The sequence below is a fragment of the Pantoea sp. 9140 genome, assembly GCF_000745295.1.
Lineage (GTDB): Bacteria > Pseudomonadota > Gammaproteobacteria > Enterobacterales > Enterobacteriaceae > Pantoea > Pantoea vagans.
This window is the reverse complement of record NZ_JQNO01000001.1, coordinates 4,066,564-4,086,170: the sequence shown is the minus strand read 5'-3', so window position 1 is coordinate 4,086,170 and position 19,607 is coordinate 4,066,564. Positions and strand designations below refer to the sequence as shown.

At 55.1% G+C, this 19,607-nt stretch carries 14 protein-coding genes, 1 tRNA gene, 1 rRNA gene and 1 riboswitch; of the genes, 6 read left to right on the top strand and 10 right to left on the bottom strand.

What is annotated here, in order from left to right; all coding sequences use genetic code 11:
- Positions 1 to 159 precede the first annotated feature (159 nt).
- Both FA92_RS18935 and FA92_RS18930 read right to left on the bottom strand, forming a co-directional pair.
- Positions 160 to 235: transfer RNA gene (locus tag FA92_RS18935), tRNA-Glu, on the bottom strand.
- A gap of 86 nt (positions 236 to 321) precedes the next feature.
- Positions 322 to 1,863, bottom strand: a 16S ribosomal RNA gene (locus tag FA92_RS18930).
- Between the two features lie 631 nt (positions 1,864 to 2,494).
- On the opposite strand from FA92_RS18930, the gene purH reads away from it, so the two are divergent.
- Both purH and purD read left to right on the top strand, forming a co-directional pair.
- Positions 2,495 to 4,084, top strand: a complete 1,590-nt coding sequence (gene purH / locus FA92_RS18925) for a bifunctional phosphoribosylaminoimidazolecarboxamide formyltransferase/IMP cyclohydrolase (protein ID WP_033784451.1) — start codon at positions 2,495 to 2,497, stop codon at positions 4,082 to 4,084.
- A gap of 19 nt (positions 4,085 to 4,103) precedes the next feature.
- A complete protein-coding gene (gene purD, locus FA92_RS18920; protein WP_033784450.1) occupies positions 4,104 to 5,384 on the top strand; it encodes a phosphoribosylamine--glycine ligase in 1,281 nt (426 codons plus the stop codon).
- A gap of 32 nt (positions 5,385 to 5,416) precedes the next feature.
- Here the strand turns inward: purD and FA92_RS18915 are convergent, their stop codons facing one another.
- The 6 genes from FA92_RS18915 to nudC form a co-directional block, all read right to left on the bottom strand.
- Positions 5,417 to 6,079, bottom strand: coding sequence for a DUF1481 domain-containing protein (locus FA92_RS18915; protein WP_033784449.1), 663 nt, complete (start codon positions 6,077 to 6,079; stop codon positions 5,417 to 5,419).
- Between the two features lie 71 nt (positions 6,080 to 6,150).
- Complete coding sequence (hupA, locus tag FA92_RS18910; RefSeq protein WP_003850136.1) at positions 6,151 to 6,423, bottom strand: nucleoid-associated protein HU-alpha; 273 nt, start codon at positions 6,421 to 6,423, stop codon at positions 6,151 to 6,153.
- Between the two features lie 188 nt (positions 6,424 to 6,611).
- Positions 6,612 to 7,202 (bottom strand): YjaG family protein, encoded by a 591-nt coding sequence (locus FA92_RS18905; protein ID WP_013359744.1) that lies wholly within the window; start codon positions 7,200 to 7,202, stop codon positions 6,612 to 6,614.
- Between the two features lie 63 nt (positions 7,203 to 7,265).
- Positions 7,266 to 7,934: a deoxyribonuclease V gene (gene nfi / locus FA92_RS18900; RefSeq protein WP_013359743.1), complete on the bottom strand. Its 669-nt coding sequence runs from the start codon at positions 7,932 to 7,934 to the stop codon at positions 7,266 to 7,268.
- Between the two features lie 2 nt (positions 7,935 to 7,936).
- Positions 7,937 to 9,004: a uroporphyrinogen decarboxylase gene (gene hemE / locus FA92_RS18895; protein ID WP_013359742.1), complete on the bottom strand. Its 1,068-nt coding sequence runs from the start codon at positions 9,002 to 9,004 to the stop codon at positions 7,937 to 7,939.
- 40 nt (positions 9,005 to 9,044) lie between these two features.
- Positions 9,045 to 9,815, bottom strand: a complete 771-nt coding sequence (gene nudC / locus FA92_RS18890; RefSeq protein WP_013359741.1) for an NAD(+) diphosphatase — start codon at positions 9,813 to 9,815, stop codon at positions 9,045 to 9,047.
- 89 nt (positions 9,816 to 9,904) lie between these two features.
- On the opposite strand from nudC, the gene FA92_RS18885 reads away from it, so the two are divergent.
- The 3 genes from FA92_RS18885 (at position 9,905) to thiE (ending at position 13,303) form a co-directional block, all read left to right on the top strand.
- The gene (locus FA92_RS18885; protein ID WP_013359740.1) at positions 9,905 to 10,411 is read left to right on the top strand and encodes an Rsd/AlgQ family anti-sigma factor; all 507 of its coding nucleotides are present in this window, start codon (positions 9,905 to 9,907) and stop codon (positions 10,409 to 10,411) included.
- A 152-nt stretch (positions 10,412 to 10,563) separates the two neighbouring features.
- Positions 10,564 to 10,664, top strand: a riboswitch (TPP riboswitch).
- 87 nt (positions 10,665 to 10,751) lie between these two features.
- The gene (gene thiC / locus FA92_RS18880) at positions 10,752 to 12,674 is read left to right on the top strand and encodes a phosphomethylpyrimidine synthase ThiC (RefSeq protein WP_013359739.1); all 1,923 of its coding nucleotides are present in this window, start codon (positions 10,752 to 10,754) and stop codon (positions 12,672 to 12,674) included.
- Between the two features lie 2 nt (positions 12,675 to 12,676).
- The gene (gene thiE / locus FA92_RS18875) at positions 12,677 to 13,303 is read left to right on the top strand and encodes a thiamine phosphate synthase (RefSeq protein WP_033784448.1); all 627 of its coding nucleotides are present in this window, start codon (positions 12,677 to 12,679) and stop codon (positions 13,301 to 13,303) included.
- Between the two features lie 193 nt (positions 13,304 to 13,496).
- Here the strand turns inward: thiE and FA92_RS18870 are convergent, their stop codons facing one another.
- Positions 13,497 to 14,951 carry a PLP-dependent aminotransferase family protein gene (locus FA92_RS18870; protein ID WP_033784447.1) on the bottom strand — a complete coding sequence of 485 codons (1,455 nt, stop codon included), beginning with the start codon at positions 14,949 to 14,951 and terminating at the stop codon, positions 13,497 to 13,499.
- A gap of 174 nt (positions 14,952 to 15,125) precedes the next feature.
- On the opposite strand from FA92_RS18870, the gene FA92_RS18865 reads away from it, so the two are divergent.
- Positions 15,126 to 15,308, top strand: a complete 183-nt coding sequence (locus tag FA92_RS18865; protein WP_033734941.1) for a DUF1127 domain-containing protein — start codon at positions 15,126 to 15,128, stop codon at positions 15,306 to 15,308.
- A gap of 55 nt (positions 15,309 to 15,363) precedes the next feature.
- On the opposite strand, the gene rpoC is transcribed toward FA92_RS18865, so the two are convergent.
- Complete coding sequence (gene rpoC / locus FA92_RS18860; RefSeq protein ID WP_013359734.1) at positions 15,364 to 19,587, bottom strand: DNA-directed RNA polymerase subunit beta'; 4,224 nt, start codon at positions 19,585 to 19,587, stop codon at positions 15,364 to 15,366.
- Positions 19,588 to 19,607 lie beyond the last annotated feature (20 nt).

Below are 19,607 nucleotides of genomic sequence, written 5' to 3'. Positions count from 1 at the left end.
CGAACGCATCGTATTTTTCATTCTTATTACGGAGAATGAAAACGACACGTCGTTTCAATTTTCAGCTTGTTCCGGATTGTTAAAGAGCAATATCTTAAACATGACTCGTAAGTCATGTTTAAGATATGTGGGTAACATCTTTCACCTGTCACCAAGCTTTGGCGTCCCCTAGGGGATTCGAACCCCTGTTACCGCCGTGAAAGGGCGGTGTCCTGGGCCTCTAGACGAAGGGGACAATTAAGTCTGTCTTCGAAAGACACTTTGCTCGTTATTTTCTATCAGACAATCTGTGTGAGCACTGCGCGGGAAGGTATCTTCAGGTAAGGAGGTGATCCAACCGCAGGTTCCCCTACGGTTACCTTGTTACGACTTCACCCCAGTCATGAATCACAAAGTGGTAAGCGCCCTCCCGAAGGTTAAGCTACCTACTTCTTTTGCAACCCACTCCCATGGTGTGACGGGCGGTGTGTACAAGGCCCGGGAACGTATTCACCGTGGCATTCTGATCCACGATTACTAGCGATTCCGACTTCACGGAGTCGAGTTGCAGACTCCGATCCGGACTACGACGCACTTTGTGAGGTCCGCTTGCTCTCGCGAGGTCGCTTCTCTTTGTATGCGCCATTGTAGCACGTGTGTAGCCCTACTCGTAAGGGCCATGATGACTTGACGTCATCCCCACCTTCCTCCGGTTTATCACCGGCAGTCTCCTTTGAGTTCCCGACCGAATCGCTGGCAACAAAGGATAAGGGTTGCGCTCGTTGCGGGACTTAACCCAACATTTCACAACACGAGCTGACGACAGCCATGCAGCACCTGTCTCACGGTTCCCGAAGGCACTAAGGCATCTCTGCCGAATTCCGTGGATGTCAAGAGTAGGTAAGGTTCTTCGCGTTGCATCGAATTAAACCACATGCTCCACCGCTTGTGCGGGCCCCCGTCAATTCATTTGAGTTTTAACCTTGCGGCCGTACTCCCCAGGCGGTCGACTTAACGCGTTAGCTCCGGAAGCCACTCCTCAAGGGAACAACCTCCAAGTCGACATCGTTTACGGCGTGGACTACCAGGGTATCTAATCCTGTTTGCTCCCCACGCTTTCGCACCTGAGCGTCAGTCTTTGTCCAGGGGGCCGCCTTCGCCACCGGTATTCCTCCAGATCTCTACGCATTTCACCGCTACACCTGGAATTCTACCCCCCTCTACAAGACTCAAGCCTGCCAGTTTCAAATGCAGTTCCCAGGTTAAGCCCGGGGATTTCACATCTGACTTAACAGACCGCCTGCGTGCGCTTTACGCCCAGTAATTCCGATTAACGCTTGCACCCTCCGTATTACCGCGGCTGCTGGCACGGAGTTAGCCGGTGCTTCTTCTGCGGGTAACGTCAATCGACGCGGTTATTAACCGCATCGCCTTCCTCCCCGCTGAAAGTACTTTACAACCCGAAGGCCTTCTTCATACACGCGGCATGGCTGCATCAGGCTTGCGCCCATTGTGCAATATTCCCCACTGCTGCCTCCCGTAGGAGTCTGGACCGTGTCTCAGTTCCAGTGTGGCTGGTCATCCTCTCAGACCAGCTAGGGATCGTCGCCTAGGTGGGCCATTACCCCGCCTACTAGCTAATCCCATCTGGGTTCATCCGATAGTGAGAGGCCCAAAGGTCCCCCTCTTTGGTCTTGCGACGTTATGCGGTATTAGCCACCGTTTCCAGTGGTTATCCCCCTCTATCGGGCAGATCCCCAGACATTACTCACCCGTCCGCCACTCGTCACCCAAGGAGCAAGCTCCTCTGTGCTACCGTCCGACTTGCATGTGTTAGGCCTGCCGCCAGCGTTCAATCTGAGCCATGATCAAACTCTTCAATTTAAGTTTGATTTGCTTAAACAAGTTAAGCGGTGCTCATCTGTAAAACGTCATAATGAATTTCATTATGTGTTCACTCGTGAGGCTTTGATATTTTGTTGCGTCCGGAGACGCTGATATCAATCCTGCGAGTGCCCACACAGATTGTCTGATAAATTGTTAAAGAGCAGTGCGAACAGTGCGTTAGCGTCCTGTCGCGAGGTGGCGTATATTACGCTTTCCTCCTGCAGAGTCAACCTCTTTTTCAGAAGTTTTTCTCCGGCGGCGCAGTCTCCTGTGCCTCTCAGCCCGTTTCCCGTTGCCGGTGTTCCGTGTTGATGGATGCGCATTATAGGGAGTTCGCGCAGAGGCGCAACCCATAAAATGCATAAAAAAGCGCGTTCGCTGCATTCCACAGCAAAAGCCGCTGTTATACGCAGTTACGCACAATGTTATCCACACAGAGCGGGCTAATCAAATTTAGGCGAGCATCACGCAAACGTTTTCGCTACAATGCCGGGCAATATTCCGGACCCCCTTATCGGGGCGTTACCTGAGGTTTTTGATCTTTTCTTCTTATATAGAAGAGAAAACCGCGATAAAACCTGATGTAACGCTCTTATATACGCGAAACAAAGCCAAGGGATAAACCACCATGCAACAACCTCGTCCTGTACGCCGCGCATTGCTCAGTGTCTCTGACAAAGCCGGTATCCTCGAATTTGCTCAGGCGCTCTCCCATCGCGGTGTCGAACTGCTCTCCACAGGTGGAACCGCTCGCCTGCTGGCGGATGCGGGCCTGGCTGTCACTGAAGTCTCTGACTACACCGGTTTTCCGGAAATGATGGATGGACGCGTCAAAACCCTGCATCCGAAAGTGCATGGCGGCATTTTAGGTCGTCGCGGCCAGGATGATGCCATCATGGCACAGCACGACATCAGCCCAATCGACATGGTGGTCGTTAACCTCTATCCCTTTGCACAGACGGTCGCCCGTGAAGGATGTTCACTGGAAGATGCGGTGGAAAACATCGATATCGGTGGCCCGACCATGGTGCGCTCTGCTGCCAAGAACCATAAAGATGTCGCCATTGTGGTCAGCAGCGGCGACTACGACGCCATCATTGCTGAAATGGACACTCACGAGAACGCGCTGACGCTTGAGACCCGTTTCGATCTGGCAATCAAAGCGTTCGAACACACCGCCGCCTATGACAGCATGGTCGCTAACTACTTCGGTACCCTGGTGCCTGCCTATCACGGTGAACGCAACCAGCCCGCCGGCCGTTTCCCGCGTACCCTGAATCTGAACTTCATCAAGAAGCAGGATATGCGTTACGGCGAGAACAGCCATCAGGATGCTGCCTTCTATATAGAAGAGAATATCACTGAAGCCTCAGTAGCGACCGCGCAGCAGGTTCAGGGCAAAGCGCTCTCCTATAACAATATTGCTGACACAGATGCGGCACTGGAGTGTGTTAAAGAGTTCAGTGAACCCGCGTGCGTCATCGTTAAGCATGCCAACCCTTGTGGTGTCGCAACCGGTGACGATCTGCTGGCAGCCTATGAGCGTGCTTACCAGACCGACCCCACTTCCGCGTTTGGCGGCATCATTGCCTTTAACCGCGAGCTGGATGAAGCAACGGCGCAGGCCATTATCAGCCGCCAGTTTGTTGAGGTGATCATCGCGCCCGCCGTTTCCGAAGCCGCGCTGAAAATTACCGCTGCGAAGCAGAATGTCCGTGTCCTGATCTGCGGCCAGTGGCAGAACCGTACCGCCGCGCTGGATTTCAAACGCGTCAACGGCGGCCTGCTGGTCCAGGATCGCGATCTTGGCATGGTGGAAGCCAGCCAGCTGCGTGTCGTCAGCAAGCGCCAGCCAACCGGGCAGGAACTGCGCGATGCACTGTTCTGCTGGAAAGTCGCGAAGTTCGTTAAGTCCAATGCCATTGTGTATGCACGCGACAACATGACTATCGGCATTGGTGCGGGTCAGATGAGCCGCGTCTACTCCGCAAAAATTGCAGGTATTAAAGCAGCCGATGAAGGTCTGGAAGTGAAAGGCTCAGCCATGGCGTCAGATGCCTTCTTCCCGTTCCGCGATGGTATTGATGCTGCCGCCGCGGCAGGCGTGAGCTGCGTTATCCAGCCAGGCGGCTCCATCCGCGATGAAGAAGTGATTGCGGCAGCAGATGAGCATGACATTGCGATGATCTTCACCGACATGCGTCACTTCCGCCATTAATCGATTCGGAGAGTAACAGATGAAAATTTTAGTAATCGGCAACGGCGGACGTGAACATGCTCTGGCCTGGAAAGCGGCCCAGTCGCCACTGGCGGAAACCGTATTTGTCGCGCCGGGTAATGCGGGCACGGCATTAGAGCCTGCGTTGCAGAATGTCGCAATCGGAGCCACCGACATCCCTGCTCTGCTTGAGTTTGCTCAGCGTGAAAAGATCGATCTGACGATTGTCGGACCGGAAGCGCCGCTGGTGATCGGCGTCGTAGATGCCTTCCGTGAAGCGGGGCTGGCTATCTTTGGTCCGACGCAGGCCGCGGCACAGCTGGAAGGCTCTAAAGCCTTTACCAAAGATTTCCTGGCGCGTCACCAGATCCCCAGCGCAGCGTACCAGAACTTTACCGACGTTGAGCCTGCTCTTGCGTATCTGCGTGAGAAAGGCGCGCCCATCGTTATCAAAGCCGACGGCCTGGCCGCAGGAAAAGGCGTCATTGTCGCGATGACGCTGCAGGAAGCTGAAGATGCGGTTCAGGATATGCTGGCCGGTAACGCCTTTGGCGATGCCGGACACCGTATTGTGATTGAAGAGTTTCTGGATGGCGAAGAAGCCAGCTTCATCGTGATGGTGGACGGCGAGAATGTGCTGCCTATGGCCACCAGCCAGGATCATAAACGTGTCGGCGATGGCGATACCGGTCCGAACACCGGTGGCATGGGCGCTTACTCGCCGGCACCGGTGGTCACCGATGAGATCCACCAGCGCGTGATGGATCAGGTCATCTGGCCGACCGTACGTGGCATGGCGGCTGAAGGCAACATCTACACCGGTTTTCTCTATGCCGGCCTGATGATCGATCACACCGGGCAGCCGAAAGTGATCGAATTTAACTGCCGCTTCGGCGATCCGGAAACGCAGCCGATCATGCTGCGCCTGCAGTCGGATCTGGTCGATCTTTGCCTGGCTGCCTGCGACGGCAAGCTGGATCAGAAAACGTCACACTGGGATCCCCGCCCTGCGCTGGGTGTGGTACTGGCGGCCGGCGGTTATCCGGGTGATTATGCTCAGGGCGATCAGATTCATGGGCTGCCACTGGAAGAAGTGGCTGACGGCAAGGTTTTCCACGCCGGAACACGTCTGGAAGAGGATCGGGTGTTGACGAACGGTGGCCGCGTGCTGTGCGTCACCGCACTGGGTGACGATGTGGCTGCGGCACAAAAGCGGGCTTACGAGCTGACAAAGCCGATCTCCTGGCAGGGCAGCTTCTGTCGCCGCGATATCGGCTATCGCGCTATTAATCGCAAATAAGCAAAGGGGGCACAGGGTGCCCCCTCTTCAATTCACATATCGTCTTCTGTCGGCTGCTGTGAGCAGTCATCCTGCTGGCTGACCCGCAACAACTGTATCCCTTCAGGCGCTTCAAGCCATGACACCATCAGCGGTGCCGATGCGCTACGCTGCTGCTGTATCAGCATCTGCAGATCGTCAGCATCAAAAGCGGGTCTGACCTGCTGGCCTTCACAACTCTCCAGCACATTATTTCCCAGCCAGTGCCCCTGTTTCAGAAACACCTGACCGCTTAACAGCGCATCGCTGAGGTTACGCATGCGCTGAGCATCAAACTTATAGAGTTCAATCGAATCCGGGCTGACCGCTTCACGCCGGCCTGCAAGCTGGCGCTGCATAAAGTTGAGACCACCGGCCTGGTCGAAGCGCAGGGTCACATCGTCAGGTTGCTTGCCCTTCACCTGTCGCTGAATGCTGATCAATGACTCTTCCAGCCAGACATAGTCGGTCACTTCACCTTCCCCGCCACTGAACGGCGTATAGAGGGTGCGAATATGAACCGACTGATGATCGCTATTTTTGCGCCAGATTCGCACAACACCACGATCGGCAAGATAGCCACTGGCAGAAAAGGGAGGAATATCCGGCGTCGAGCTACAGCCGAAAAGAAACAGAGAGAGAAACAGAACAGATAAACGCGGTAACAGCGAAGTCATGATGGCTGGCCTCTTAAAAACAAAAGGGGCGAAACGCCCCCTGTTTTAAAGCTTAACCGCAGTGCGACGTCTTACTTAACGGCGTCTTTCAGCGCTTTACCAGACACGAATGCCGGTACGTTTGCTGCAGCGATTTTGATCTCTTTGCCAGTCTGCGGGTTACGACCGGTACGCTCAGCGCGGTGGTTCACTTTAAAAGTACCAAAACCAACCAGTTGTACAGCATCACCATCTTTCAGAGACTCAGTGATCGCAGCCAGAGTAGATTCCAGCGCTGCCTTTGCCTGGGTTTTAGACAGGTCAGCTTTTTCTGCGATCACATCAATCAGTTGAGTCTTGTTCATAAGTTATCCTTAAAGTGTATTTATCGCTTGCTAAGCAACGAGTGCGAGGGAAAAGCCATATTCTGGCACTCTTCTGCCTGCACGCACCGATAGCCACAATTTTCAGCCCCCCAAATGTAGACCAGACAGGGGGCCAATGTGAAGCCTTCAGGCGCGCTAATTCGGGCCTGAAGTCACGTTTTATCGCCTTACTGCTGGAAATTTATACCGATGTTGCTAATTCCCGCTTCACGCAGGTCAGATCGCAGACCTTTAATCAATTCAAGGTCGCGCTCTTCACACTCCGCCAGCAGACGGAAAATCTCCCACTGGAGGTCCCACTCATCGATGATAGCCGGATTTTCACGCAGCTCTTCATCGGTCATTTCGCGTCCAGCCTGGGTCATCTCCAGCATAGCGACAGTGGTAATTGAGGTCTCGCTGACTTCAATAGCATGCTCAAGCGTTTCGCCGCTCAGCTGCGCATGGACGACTTCGCTTAATGCCACACAGGCATCGATAGCCGGATAAACGCCGTAAACCTCAAATGCATCGCCATCAGGAATGGCGGCTTCGAGTTTTTCCAGCTGGCTGTCGAAGTTAATCTTCGCATCTTTAACCGTCAGGTTTTCCCAGATCAGATCAAGAATCCGGCGATAGAGTGCCGGATCGGCAAATTCAGTCTGCTCGCAGAATGCGCGATAGTTGGGATACATGCGTTCGCACAGGCAGGCCATAAAAGTCAGGTGCTGCCAGCTTTCCAGCTTCGCCAGACGCAGATGAACGGGGTTCTGTAACATAAAGGTGGCTCTTATTCGTTTCTCTGGCCGCAGTGTAACTGCAAAACCGCAGCACAAACAGTGTTAAAGCGCGTTTTGCCAGCGCTGGAAAGCGGTTCGGTTAGAGGCAACCGCATCGGCCCAGCGGGTGGGTTCCGGCAACCGGTAACCGCGCGTACAGTTTTCGACCCACTGCAGCGCCGTATCCAGGCTGACACGATGACCGGTGGCGACAAACAGCGGATTACAACGCAGCTTGCTGCGCCATACCCAACCTATCTGCTCACCTTTGTCGATCAGCGGCTGACGGCTGCCAGGCTGCGCATCCAGATCGTCAAAACGTCCGCAGAGACGACTTTTCGCAACGCCAATCGTGGGGACATCGACCAGCAGGCCAAAATGCGATGCGACGCCCAGTCGTCTTGGATGCGAAATACCGTGCCCATCCACAAACAGCAGATCAGGCTTTTGCTCCAGCATCTGCCAGGCAGCCATCAGAGCCGGATATTCACGGAAGGAGAGAAAGCCCGGAATATAGGGCATGGTGGTCTCAACGCGCGCGATGCGATGCTCCACCAGCGTTAACGAAGGATATTCCAGTATCACCATCGCCGCCCGCGTGATGGTGCCGTCCTGCTCAAATCCAACGTCTGCCCCGCCAATAAAGCGGGGAGGCAGCACGTCAAAGTCATCTTCACGCACCACGTCAGCGGCGCGTTGTAACTGCTCAGCGCGAAGTGCGGCAATGTCCATGATTACTCCTGATGCCAGGGACGTGATAAACGATGCACAGCGTCAACAAAAACACCGGCATTTTCGGGCGGAACATCCTGATGAATGCCATGCCCCAGATTAAAGACGTGACCAGTGCCTGAGCCAAAACGCTCCAGAATACCGGCCACCTCCTGTTCGATACGTTCAGGTGCCGCATAGAGCATAGAGGGATCCATGTTGCCCTGCAGCGCAACTTTGTCGCCTACGCGACGGCGCGCATCATCAATATCGGTGGTCCAGTCGAGACCCAGCGCATCACAACCGGTGGCTGCCATCGCTTCCAGCCACTGTCCGCCGCCTTTGGTAAAGAGCGTCACCGGCACGCGGCGGCCGTCGTTTTCACGCAGCAGGCCATCGACAATCTTGTGCATGTAGTGCAGGGAGAATTCGCGATAGTCACGACCGGTCAGCACGCCGCCCCAGGTATCAAAGACCATGACGGACTGCGCACCGGCGCGGATCTGAGCGTTGAGATAGAGGATGACGCTGTCGGCCAGCTTATCCAGCATCGCGTGCAGCGTCGCCGGATCGGCATACATCATCTTCTTAATTTTGGTAAACGCCTTGCTGCTGCCGCCTTCCACCATGTAGGTGGCCAGCGTCCACGGACTGCCGGAGAAGCCAATCAGCGGCAGATCGCCATTCAGGTTTTTACGGATGGTGCGGACCGCATTCATCACATAGCCCAGCTCCATTTCAGGATCGGGCACCGGCAAACGCTCAACGTCGGCGCGACAGGTGACAGGGTTAGAGAAACGCGGGCCTTCGCCGGTTTCAAAGTAGAGACCCAGTCCCATCGCATCCGGAATGGTCAGGATGTCACTGAAGAGGATGGCGGCATCCAGCGGATAACGGCGCAGCGGCTGCAGGGTCACTTCACAGGCCAGCTCGGCGTTTTTACACAGCGACATAAAATCACCCGCCTGGGCGCGTGTCGCTTTGTACTCCGGCAAATAGCGCCCGGCTTGTCGCATCATCCATACCGGCGTGACATCGACCGGCTGACGTAACAGGGCACGCAAATAACGATCGTTCTTCAGTTCACTCATCTCAACACTCTCTCAATAACAGGCGTGTAGTGTAGCACTTTCACGCTTCGGCGCGGCACAGGGCGACGGTATCTTCAATCAGGCGGCGTGCCACGGTGCCTGGCGGTGGCAGCAAAGGCAGCGCATCAAAACGGAACCAGGCGGCATCCAGCAGCTCTTTACCGTCGTGTTGCAAATCGCCACTGTCATACTCCGCCATAAAAGCGGTCATTAGCGATTGCGGGAAGGGCCACGGCTGGGAGGTCACGTAACGGACGTTTTTGACGCGGATATTGCTCTCTTCCATCACTTCCCGGGCAACGGCCTGCTCCAGCGTCTCGCCGACCTCCACAAAACCGGCCAGCACGGTGTAGACCTTGTTGCGATGGCGGGCATGATTCGCCAGCAGGATTTCATCGCCACGACGGATAGCCACAATGATGCAGGGCGCGATCTGCGGATAGTAACGCTCACGGCAATGGCTGCAGAGACAGGCAAATTCATGTTTGCTGTGGTGCATCTCATGGCCGCAATAGCCGCACCAGCGATGAGAACGGTAGAATTCCGCCAGCTGTACACCGCGACCCACCAGCTGAAACAGCTCCACATCCTGATCGATCAGCTGTCGCACGGAGAACATATCGGAAGAACGCGGCTCACAAATCAGCCAGACTTTTTCGCCCTGCCATTCACCAATGGTCCGGGCCTTACTGCCGGTTAAACCAAATTTTTCGGCGTTTCCGTGGGGTAAATCACCTTGTGGCAACCAAAGTTTCTGTTCATGGCTGACAATCCACCATCCAGCGTCTACGCTTGAGATTTCGCATTGCATTTATTTCGTCATCCTTAGCGTCAACCCGCACGCTGAAGCCCTGATGTTAAGTGTGTAGATAAACAACTATAACTCACATGGAGTTAGATATGCTTAACCAGTTAGACGTCCTGGCTGAACGCGTAGGTGGCAGTAATGAACTGGTCGATTCGTGGCTTGAAGCACGCCGCCAGCTACTGGTGACCTATTATCACCTGGTCGGTCTTAAACCTAAAAAAGAGGCGCTGACGCGTCTTGACGAGCAGGCGCTCGACAACTTCTGTCACGGCCTGGTCGACTATCTTTCTGCCGGTCACTTCAGTATCTATGAGCGCGTAATCAGCGAAATGAGTGGCGACAGCCCGATGATCGCTGCCGCGCAGATCTACCCTCCGCTGGAAGCGAATACTGAGCGTCTGATGCAGCTGTATGACGGTCACCTGCAGCAGGCGATTGACGATGAAAACTGCATGACCTTCCAGCAGGCACTCTCCGAAGTGGGCGAAGTGCTGGAATCACGCTTTACGCTGGAAGATAAGCTGATCCAGCTGGCCTGGGATAACCAGCTTGCTACGCCGCCAGTGGCGAATGACAGCCATATCGCGCGTCCGGCTTGATGGTTAACAACGGCAAAGGGCTTGAGATTATCCCGTAGCCCTTTTATGCTGAACAGGTTCTGAGGAGTACTCTCCAGAGAACCTTTGTTATTTTAGCGTTGAAATGTAAGGTTTTTACGCCCGGGTCTGTTATCAGACACCCGCGTAAAAACTGCTTCTTGTCGGAGTGCCCAGTTGGGCTGAGACCGTTAATTCGGGATCCGCGGAACCTGACCAGGTTAGAACCTGCGTAGGGAACAAGAGTAAAAATTCTCTGTATGCCAGCATGCCTGTGCTGTCTATACGGTTACTCCTTCCGAACTCCGGACAAGCATCGTTCCCCCTTAACAGGAAGATTGCTATGTCTGACCCAAAAATGACCCGTCGTGAACAACGTGCCCAGGCGCAGGAATTTATCGATTCCCTGCAAAGCGGCAGTGCTTTTCCCCAGTCCCGTCGCATCTGGATTACCGGCAGCCGGGAAGATATTCGCGTGCCGATGCGTGAAATCACCCTAAGCCCGACCCACATCGGCGGCACCAAAGAACAGCCTCTCTATGAGCAAAATGAAGCGGTGCCGGTCTATGACACGGCGGGTGCTTATGGTGATCCCGCGGCGCAGATCGATGTGCATCGTGGTCTGGAAAAGCTGCGCGCTCGCTGGATTGCTGAGCGCGACGACAGTGAGCTTCTCGAACAGAACAGCTCGGGCTATACCCAGCAGCGGCTGGCTGACGAGGGGCTGGATCATCTGCGCTTCGATCACCTGCCGACACCGCGCCGCGCCCGTGCAGGCCGCCGTGTCACGCAACTGCACTATGCCCGTCAGGGCACGATTACCCCGGAGATGGAGTTCATCGCCCTGCGGGAAAACATGGGCCGTGAGCGAATACGCAGTGAGGTACTGCTGCAACAGCATCCGGGGCACAGCTTTGGCGCACATCTGCCCGCCGACATTACCCCGGAGTTTGTCCGTCAGGAGGTCGCAGCCGGACGCGCCATCATCCCTGCCAATATCAATCACCCGGAATCGGAGCCGATGATCATTGGCCGTAACTTCCTGGTTAAGGTCAACGCCAATATCGGTAACTCGGCAGTCACCTCTTCTATCGAGGAAGAAGTGGAAAAGCTGGTCTGGTCGACCCGCTGGGGTGCCGATACGGTGATGGATCTCTCTACCGGTCGCTATATTCATGAAACGCGAGAATGGATTTTGCGAAACAGCCCGGTGCCCATCGGTACCGTGCCGATCTATCAGGCGCTGGAAAAAGTGAATGGCGTGGCTGAGGCGCTGAACTGGGAAATATTCCGGGACACGCTGCTGGAGCAGGCGGAACAGGGCGTCGATTACTTCACTATCCACGCGGGCGTGCTGCTGCGTTATGTCCCGATGACGGCGAAACGTCTCACCGGGATCGTGTCGCGGGGGGGATCGATCATGGCCAAATGGTGCCTGTCGCATCATCAGGAGAGCTTCCTGTATGAGCACTTCCGGGAGATCTGTGAAATCTGCGCCGCTTACGATGTCTCCCTATCGCTGGGCGATGGTCTGCGTCCGGGTTCGATTCAGGATGCCAACGATGAGGCGCAGTTTGCCGAACTGCGAACCCTGGGTGAACTGACGCGTATTGCCTGGGAGTATGACGTTCAGGTGATGATTGAAGGTCCGGGACATGTGCCGATGCATATGATCCGCCGTAATATGACCGAACAGCTCGACCTGTGCGATGAAGCCCCCTTCTACACGCTTGGCCCGCTGACCACTGACATCGCGCCCGGCTACGACCACTTCACCTCGGGTATCGGTGCCGCCATGATTGGCTGGTTTGGTTGCGCCATGCTGTGCTACGTCACGCCCAAAGAGCATCTGGGTCTGCCGAACAAAGAGGACGTGAAGCAGGGATTGATCACCTACAAAATCGCGGCGCATGCTGCCGATCTGGCGAAAGGCCACCCCGGTGCGCAGATCCGTGATAACGCCATGTCCAAAGCGCGCTTTGAATTCCGCTGGGAAGATCAGTTTAACCTGGCGCTGGATCCCCATACGGCAAGGGCGATGCATGATGAAACCCTGCCGCAGGAGTCGGGCAAGGTGGCCCATTTCTGCTCAATGTGCGGCCCCAAATTCTGCTCAATGAAAATTTCCCAGGAGGTGCGCGAGTTTGCGGCACGCCAGGATGCCCGTGCCGAGCCGGTTGAAGTTGGCATGGCGCAGATGTCAGATCGTTTCCGCAGCCGCGGCAGTGAGCTCTATCACCCTGCCGATGCCATTAAGGAGGAGTAAGGATGCCTGCATTTCCCGCTACCGCCCCGCGTCTGGGACTTTATCCGGTGGTTGATAGCCCCGAGTGGCTCGAACGCCTGCTGGAGATGGGCGTTCGCACGCTGCAGCTGCGTATCAAAGATCAGCCTGATGAGGCCGCCGAGCCCGCCATTGCTCAGGCAATTGCGTTGGGCAAACGCTACGACGCGCGTCTGTTTATCAATGATTACTGGCAGCTGGCGATTAAACATCATGCTTATGGCGTACATCTGGGTCAGGAGGATCTGGATGTCGCCGATCTTGCCTGCATTCATCAGGCCGGGTTACGACTGGGACTCTCTACCCACGACGATGCGGAACTGGATCGCGCTCTGGCAATCCAGCCCTCTTACATCGCACTTGGGCATATTTTCCCGACGCAGACCAAAGAGATGCCTTCTGCACCGCAGGGCATTGCACAGCTGAATCAACACCTGACACGTCTGTCGCATATTCCCACCGTGGCGATTGGCGGTATCTCGATTGCACGGGCACCTGAGGTGCTGGCCACCGGCGTCGGCAGCATTGCGGTGGTGAGTGCGATTACTCAGGCAGATGACTGGCGTGCAGCAACGCGCACGCTTTTGGCGCTGGCAGGACCAGGCGATTAAGCATTTATGGAACCTGCCGCGCATATTGGCTGCAAAATCGGTAACGCCAGAATTCTTCCGGGAAAGCAGCGCGCAAAGTGGAATGTTGCCGATGGCGTGCTGTGATCCAAAACCTTAACGTGGCATCCGTCAGGTTAAGGTTATCTGACCAGGGCCGGTTCCCTCCTCTTGCCGGCCCTGCTTCTTCTTTTCGCTATGCGGGAGTCGAGGTGGAAGTCTGCGTCTCATGCTGGCACGAGAGCATGGCACGTTCGACGGCCGCACCCACCAGCGCCAGCGCCTGCTCAGTCTGCTCGTTGATCGGCAGCCCGTAGTTTAAGCGCAGACAGTTACGATATTTACCCGACGCTGAAAACAGTGAGCCTACAGCAATCTGAATTTTTGACTCGCGCAGTTCCCGGTTAAGCCGGACCGCATCAAACGCTTCGGGGAGTTCAATCCACATCAGAAAGCCGCCCTGAGGACGGGAAACGCAAATGCCGCAGGGAAAGTAGTGGCGTACCCAGCAGCTAAAGGTTTCATAGTTACGATGATAGATTTGCCGCATCCGGCGCAGATGGGGCTGATAATGTCCCTGGCGGATAAACTCAGAGACCGCATGCTGAGGCTGCGTCGCGGTTGAGCCTGTGACAATATATTTCATGTGCAGCACGCGATCGCGATAACGACCAGGTGCAACCCAGCCGACGCGCAGACCCGGCGCCAGCGTTTTGGAAAAGGAGCTGCACAGCAGAACCCGGCCATCGAGATCCAGCGCTTTAATGGTGGGCGGACGCGGATATTCCCAGGCTAACTCACCATAGACATCATCTTCAATCACCGCGGCATCAAACCGCTGCGCCAGCGCCAGCAATGCCCGCTTACGCTGTTCGGGCATGATGAATCCCAGCGGATTATTGCAGTTCGGCACCACGACCACCGCTTTGATCGGCCATTGATCAAAGGCCAGTTCCAGCGCTTCCAGACTGATGCCGGTGACCGCATCCGTCGGGATTTCAATGGCACGAATGCCAAAGCCGCGCAGGGTTTGCATGATGCCGTGAAACGACGGTGACTCAACAGCAATGATATCGCCCGGCTCACAGACCGCGCGTACGGCGACCGATAACGCTTCGTGGCAGCCGGTCGTAATGACAATGTCATCGGCCGTGAGCTGACAGCCGCTGTCTATCGCCAGCCGTGCAACCTGTTGCCGCAGCGCGAGCACACCATAAAGGTTGTCATAATTCAGCAGCGCCATGTCCTGCTTCTGCGCCTGGCGGCTGAAAGCTTTCCACAGCGGCTTAAGCGTCGGCTGGCTCAAATCGGGCATGCCACTTCCCAGCTGCAACACATCATCTTCCAGACGGCCGTTAATCAGTTCCAGCACCGCATCCCACTGTGTCACCTCAACCGGCCGCTGGGCGGGACGGGTCAGCGCAGGGATCGGCGGCGTTGCTTTGCGTGACGCCACAAAATAGCCGGAGCGCGACTGCGGTGTAATCATCTGCTTCTCTTCCAGCAGATGATAAGCCTGCTGCACGGTACTGATACTGACGCCATGCTCCGTACTCAGACTGCGTACTGAAGGCAGGCGCTCACCGCTGCGATATAAGCCTTGTTCGATACGCTGAGCCAGCAGCGTAGCCAGATGTTCATAGCGGGTCATTGTATCTCCACAGGCTCAGATGCTGAGCCGTAACCAGTACAGTTCCGTCTCTTTTTTACCATTCAGATCGTCATGACGGCAATCTGTATGTTAAATAAAAGTGATTTTTGCGTCTGTATCATACAGAGTAATCCACTGAAAATGGTCCTCAGATACTTCACTGAGGGCACTATCATGGGATATGACGAGAATCGCGCAGCTAAACCGTTTACAGGCACGCCTTACCACCTGGTTCGTTATCTGTGGCGCAGTTACAAACGCTGGCAGCTGCGACGTGAGACACGCCTCATCCTGTCGAAGTTAAGCGACAGTCAGCTGAAAGATATTGGTATCAGCCGCAGTGACTGGAATGGCTGAATCTGAGACAAAAAAAAACCCTGCCGAGGCAGGGTTTTTATCAGGCAAAGGACGATTAATCGTCTTTGTTGCCGCCGAGACCGGCGTTCAACAGTTCAGCCAGGCTGGCTGAGGCTTCATCCGCAGTCACCTGCGGTGCAACCGGAACTTCACCTGCCGCTTTGCGGCGCATACGATCCTGATGGTACGCATAACCGGTACCGGCCGGGATCAGACGACCCACGATCACGTTCTCTTTCAGGCCGCGCAGTTCGTCACGCTTGCCTGCTACTGCTGCTTCGGTCAGGACACGTGTGGTCTCCTGGAACGAGGCTGCAGAGATGAACGATTCGGTAGCCAGTGACGCTTTGGTAATACCCAGCAGGTCACGCATGAAGGTTGCGCCGACTTTTCCGTTCGCTTCCAGATCACGGTTAGAGATCTTGATGCGAGAGAATTCAGCCTGCTCACCTTCCAGGAAGTCTGCACTTCCTGCGCTCACGATGGTTGCTTTACGCAGCATCTGACGAACGATGACTTCGATGTGCTTATCGTTAATCTTAACGCCCTGCAGACGGTAAACTTCCTGCACTTCGTTAGTGATGTAACGGGTCACCGCATGCACGCCACGCAAGCGCAGGATGTCATGTGGAGACTCTGGGCCATCGGAAACCACGTCACCGCGCTCAACACGTTCACCTTCGAACACGTTCAGCTGACGCCATTTCGGAATCATCTCTTCGTATGGCTCACTGCCATCCAGCGGAGTAATGACCAGACGACGCTTACCTTTGGTCTCTTTACCGAAGGAGATGATGCCGCTGATCTCCGCCAGAATAGCTGGCTCTTTCGGACGACGCGCTTCGAACAGGTCAGCAACGCGTGGCAGACCACCGGTAATATCCTTGGTACCGCCAGATTCCTGCGGAACACGCGCTAACGTGTCACCAGCACTGATCTTAACGCCATCTTCCAGCTGAACAATCGCTTTACCTGGCAGGAAGTACTGAGCCGGCATATCGGTGCCTGGGATCAGAACGTCGTTGCCGTTGGCATCAACAATTTTCAGCGCAGGACGCAGATCTTTACCGCCTGCAGTACGTTCAGCACTGTCCAGAACCACCAGCGAAGACAGACCGGTTAAGTCATCTGTCTGACGGGTAATCGTCTGGCCATCAACCATATCCGTGAAGCGAATGAAACCGCCCACTTCGGTGATGACTGGCATGGTATGCGGATCCCAGTTTGCGACGGTTTCGCCCGCTGCAACCTGCTCACCATCACCTTTCGCCATGGTAGAACCGTAAGGAACTTTATAGCTCTCTTTGGTACGACCAAATTCGTCGATCATTTTCAGTTCAACGTTACGCGAGGTGATCACCAGCTTGCCTGCCGAGTTCGTTACCGACTTGGCGTTGGTCAGCTTGATGGTACCTTTGTTCTTCACCTGAATGCTGGATTCAGCAGCCGCACGTGATGCCGCACCACCGATGTGGAACGTACGCATCGTCAGCTGTGTACCTGGCTCACCGATGGACTGTGCCGCGATAACACCGATCGCTTCACCTTTGTTGATGATGTGACCACGTGCCAGGTCGCGACCGTAGCAATGCGCACACACACCAAAGTCGGTTTCACAACCTACTACCGAGCGGACTTTCAGGCTGTCGACTGAGTTCAGTTCCAGCACGTCACACCAGTGCTCATCGAGCAGCGTGTTGCGTGGGACCAGAATATCAGCAGTACCCGGCTTCAGAACGTCTTCAGCAGTCACACGACCCAGTACACGTTCACGCAGTGGCTCTTTAACGTCGCCACCTTCGATGACAGGCGTCATCATGATGCCTTCGTGTGTACCACAGTCATCTTCGGTAACCACCAGATCCTGGGCAACGTCAACCAGACGACGCGTCAGATAACCGGAGTTCGCTGTTTTCAGTGCGGTATCCGCAAGACCTTTACGTGCACCGTGGGTTGAGATGAAGTACTGGAGTACGTTCAACCCTTCACGGAAGTTCGCCGTGATTGGTGTTTCGATGATGGAGCCATCTGGCTTCGCCATCAGACCACGCATACCGGCCAGCTGACGAATCTGTGCAGCAGAACCACGCGCACCTGAGTCAGCCATCATAAAGATGCTGTTGAAGGAAACCTGGCGCTCTTCTTCGCCGTCACGGTTAATGACGACTTCGGTAGAGAGGTTTTCCATCATCGCCTTGGCAACACGTTCGTTGGCTGCAGCCCAGATATCGATGACTTTGTTATAACGTTCGCCTGCGGTTACCAGACCAGACTGGAACTGCTCCTGGATCTCAGCCACTTCCGCTTCCGCTTCAGTGATGATTTCCACTTTCTTCTCTGGAATAACCATGTCGTCGATGCCGACTGACGCGCCTGAACGGGCAGCATAAGCGAAACCGGTGTACATGGTCTGGTCAGCAAAGATAACGGTCGGCTTCAGGCCCAGAATGCGGTAACAGGTGTTCAGCATTTTGGAGATAGCTTTTTTGCCCAGCGCCTGGTTAACGATGGAGAAAGGCAGACCTTTTGGCACGATCATCCACAGGATGGCACGGCCAATCGTGGTATCGATGATGCTGGTTTTAGCAACCCACTCATCCTGCTCATTCTTCTCGTGTTCGGTGATACGCACCTTAACGCGAGCATGCAGAGAGGCGAGGCCGGCGCGATAAATACGCTCAGCTTCTTTCGGGCCAGTCAGCACCATGCCTTCGCCTTTGGCGTTAACACAGTCACGGGTCATGTAATACAGACCCAGTACAACGTCCTGAGAAGGAACGATGATTGGCTCGCCGTTCGCAGGTGACAGGATGTTGTTGGTCGACATCATCAGCGCACGCGCTTCCAGCTGGGCTTCCAGCGTCAGCGGTACGTGAACAGCCATCTGGTCACCATCGAAGTCGGCGTTATAAGCCGCACAAACCAGCGGGTGCAGCTGGATCGCTTTACCTTCGATCAGAACCGGTTCAAAGGCCTGAATACCCAGACGGTGCAGCGTAGGCGCACGGTTCAGCAGAACCGGGTGCTCACGGATCACTTCGTCGAGGATATCCCAGACAACCGCTTCTTCGCGCTCAACCATTTTCTTCGCGGCTTTGATGGTGGTGGCCAGGCCACGCAGTTCCAGCTTGCCGTAAATAAACGGTTTGAACAGTTCGAGTGCCATTTTCTTCGGCAGACCGCACTGATGCAGACGCAGGTATGGACCAACGGTGATAACCGAACGACCAGAATAGTCGACACGTTTACCCAGCAGGTTCTGACGGAAACGACCCTGCTTACCTTTGATCATGTCAGCCAGCGATTTCAGCGGACGCTTGTTAGAACCGGTGATCGCACGACCGCGACGACCGTTGTCCAGCAGTGCATCGACCGCTTCCTGCAACATACGCTTTTCGTTGCGCACGATGATGTCTGGCGCAGCCAGATCCAGCAGGCGCTTCAGACGGTTGTTACGGTTGATCACGCGACGATACAGATCGTTCAGATCCGACGTAGCGAAACGACCACCATCCAGCGGTACCAGCGGACGCAGATCCGGTGGCAGAACAGGCAGCACGGTCAGGATCATCCACTCTGGCTTGTTGCCAGACTGGACGAACGCTTCCAGCAGCTTGATGCGCTTGGTCAGTTTTTTACGTTTGGTTTCGGAGTTAGTTTCGTTCAGCTCTTCACGCAGCTGCTCGCACTCCTGCTCCAGATCCATGTTTTTCAACAGGGCCTGGATCGCTTCGGCGCCCATTTTGGCGTCGAACTCGTCACCGAACTCTTCCAGAGCGTCAAGGTACTGCTCTTCAGTCAGGATCTGACGCTTCTCGAGGTTGGTCATGCCACCTTCGATTACCACGTAAGATTCAAAGTAGAGCACGCGCTCGATGTCACGCAGTGGCATATCCAGCAGTAAGCCGATACGCGATGGCAGTGACTTCAGGAACCAGATGTGCGCAGTCGGCGACGCCAGTTCAATGTGGCCCATACGCTCACGGCGTACTTTAGTCTGGGTCACTTCAACGCCGCACTTCTCACAAATCACACCACGGTGTTTGAGGCGCTTATACTTGCCGCACAGGCACTCATAGTCTTTTACCGGCCCGAAGATACGGGCACAGAACAGACCATCGCGCTCTGGCTTAAAAGTACGGTAGTTAATGGTTTCTGGCTTTTTCACTTCACCAAAAGACCAGGAACGGATCATGTCTGGCGAAGCCAGCGCAATTTTGATCGCATCAAACTCTTCGGTCTTAGTTTGCGCTTTCAGAAACTTAAGTAAGTCTTTCACGGATTAGCTCCCGTCGGAGT

Bases quoted from the DNA above. Each gene is read 5' to 3' on its own strand.
- FA92_RS18870 (WP_033784447.1), bottom strand. From the start codon at position 14,951: ATGACCCGCTATGAACATCTGGCTACGCTGCTGGCTCAGCGTATCGAA.
- hupA (WP_003850136.1), bottom strand. From the start codon at position 6,423: ATGAACAAGACTCAACTGATTGATGTGATCGCAGAAAAAGCTGACCTG.
- thiC (WP_013359739.1), top strand. From the start codon at position 10,752: ATGTCTGACCCAAAAATGACCCGTCGTGAACAACGTGCCCAGGCGCAG.
- nfi (WP_013359743.1), bottom strand. From the start codon at position 7,934: ATGGACATTGCCGCACTTCGCGCTGAGCAGTTACAACGCGCCGCTGAC.
- FA92_RS18885 (WP_013359740.1), top strand. From the start codon at position 9,905: ATGCTTAACCAGTTAGACGTCCTGGCTGAACGCGTAGGTGGCAGTAAT.
- hemE (WP_013359742.1), bottom strand. From the start codon at position 9,004: ATGAGTGAACTGAAGAACGATCGTTATTTGCGTGCCCTGTTACGTCAG.
- purH (WP_033784451.1), top strand. From the start codon at position 2,495: ATGCAACAACCTCGTCCTGTACGCCGCGCATTGCTCAGTGTCTCTGAC.
- FA92_RS18915 (WP_033784449.1), bottom strand. From the start codon at position 6,079: ATGACTTCGCTGTTACCGCGTTTATCTGTTCTGTTTCTCTCTCTGTTT.
- FA92_RS18865 (WP_033734941.1), top strand. From the start codon at position 15,126: ATGGGATATGACGAGAATCGCGCAGCTAAACCGTTTACAGGCACGCCT.
- thiE (WP_033784448.1), top strand. From the start codon at position 12,677: ATGCCTGCATTTCCCGCTACCGCCCCGCGTCTGGGACTTTATCCGGTG.
- FA92_RS18905 (WP_013359744.1), bottom strand. From the start codon at position 7,202: ATGTTACAGAACCCCGTTCATCTGCGTCTGGCGAAGCTGGAAAGCTGG.
- purD (WP_033784450.1), top strand. From the start codon at position 4,104: ATGAAAATTTTAGTAATCGGCAACGGCGGACGTGAACATGCTCTGGCC.
- nudC (WP_013359741.1), bottom strand. From the start codon at position 9,815: ATGCAATGCGAAATCTCAAGCGTAGACGCTGGATGGTGGATTGTCAGC.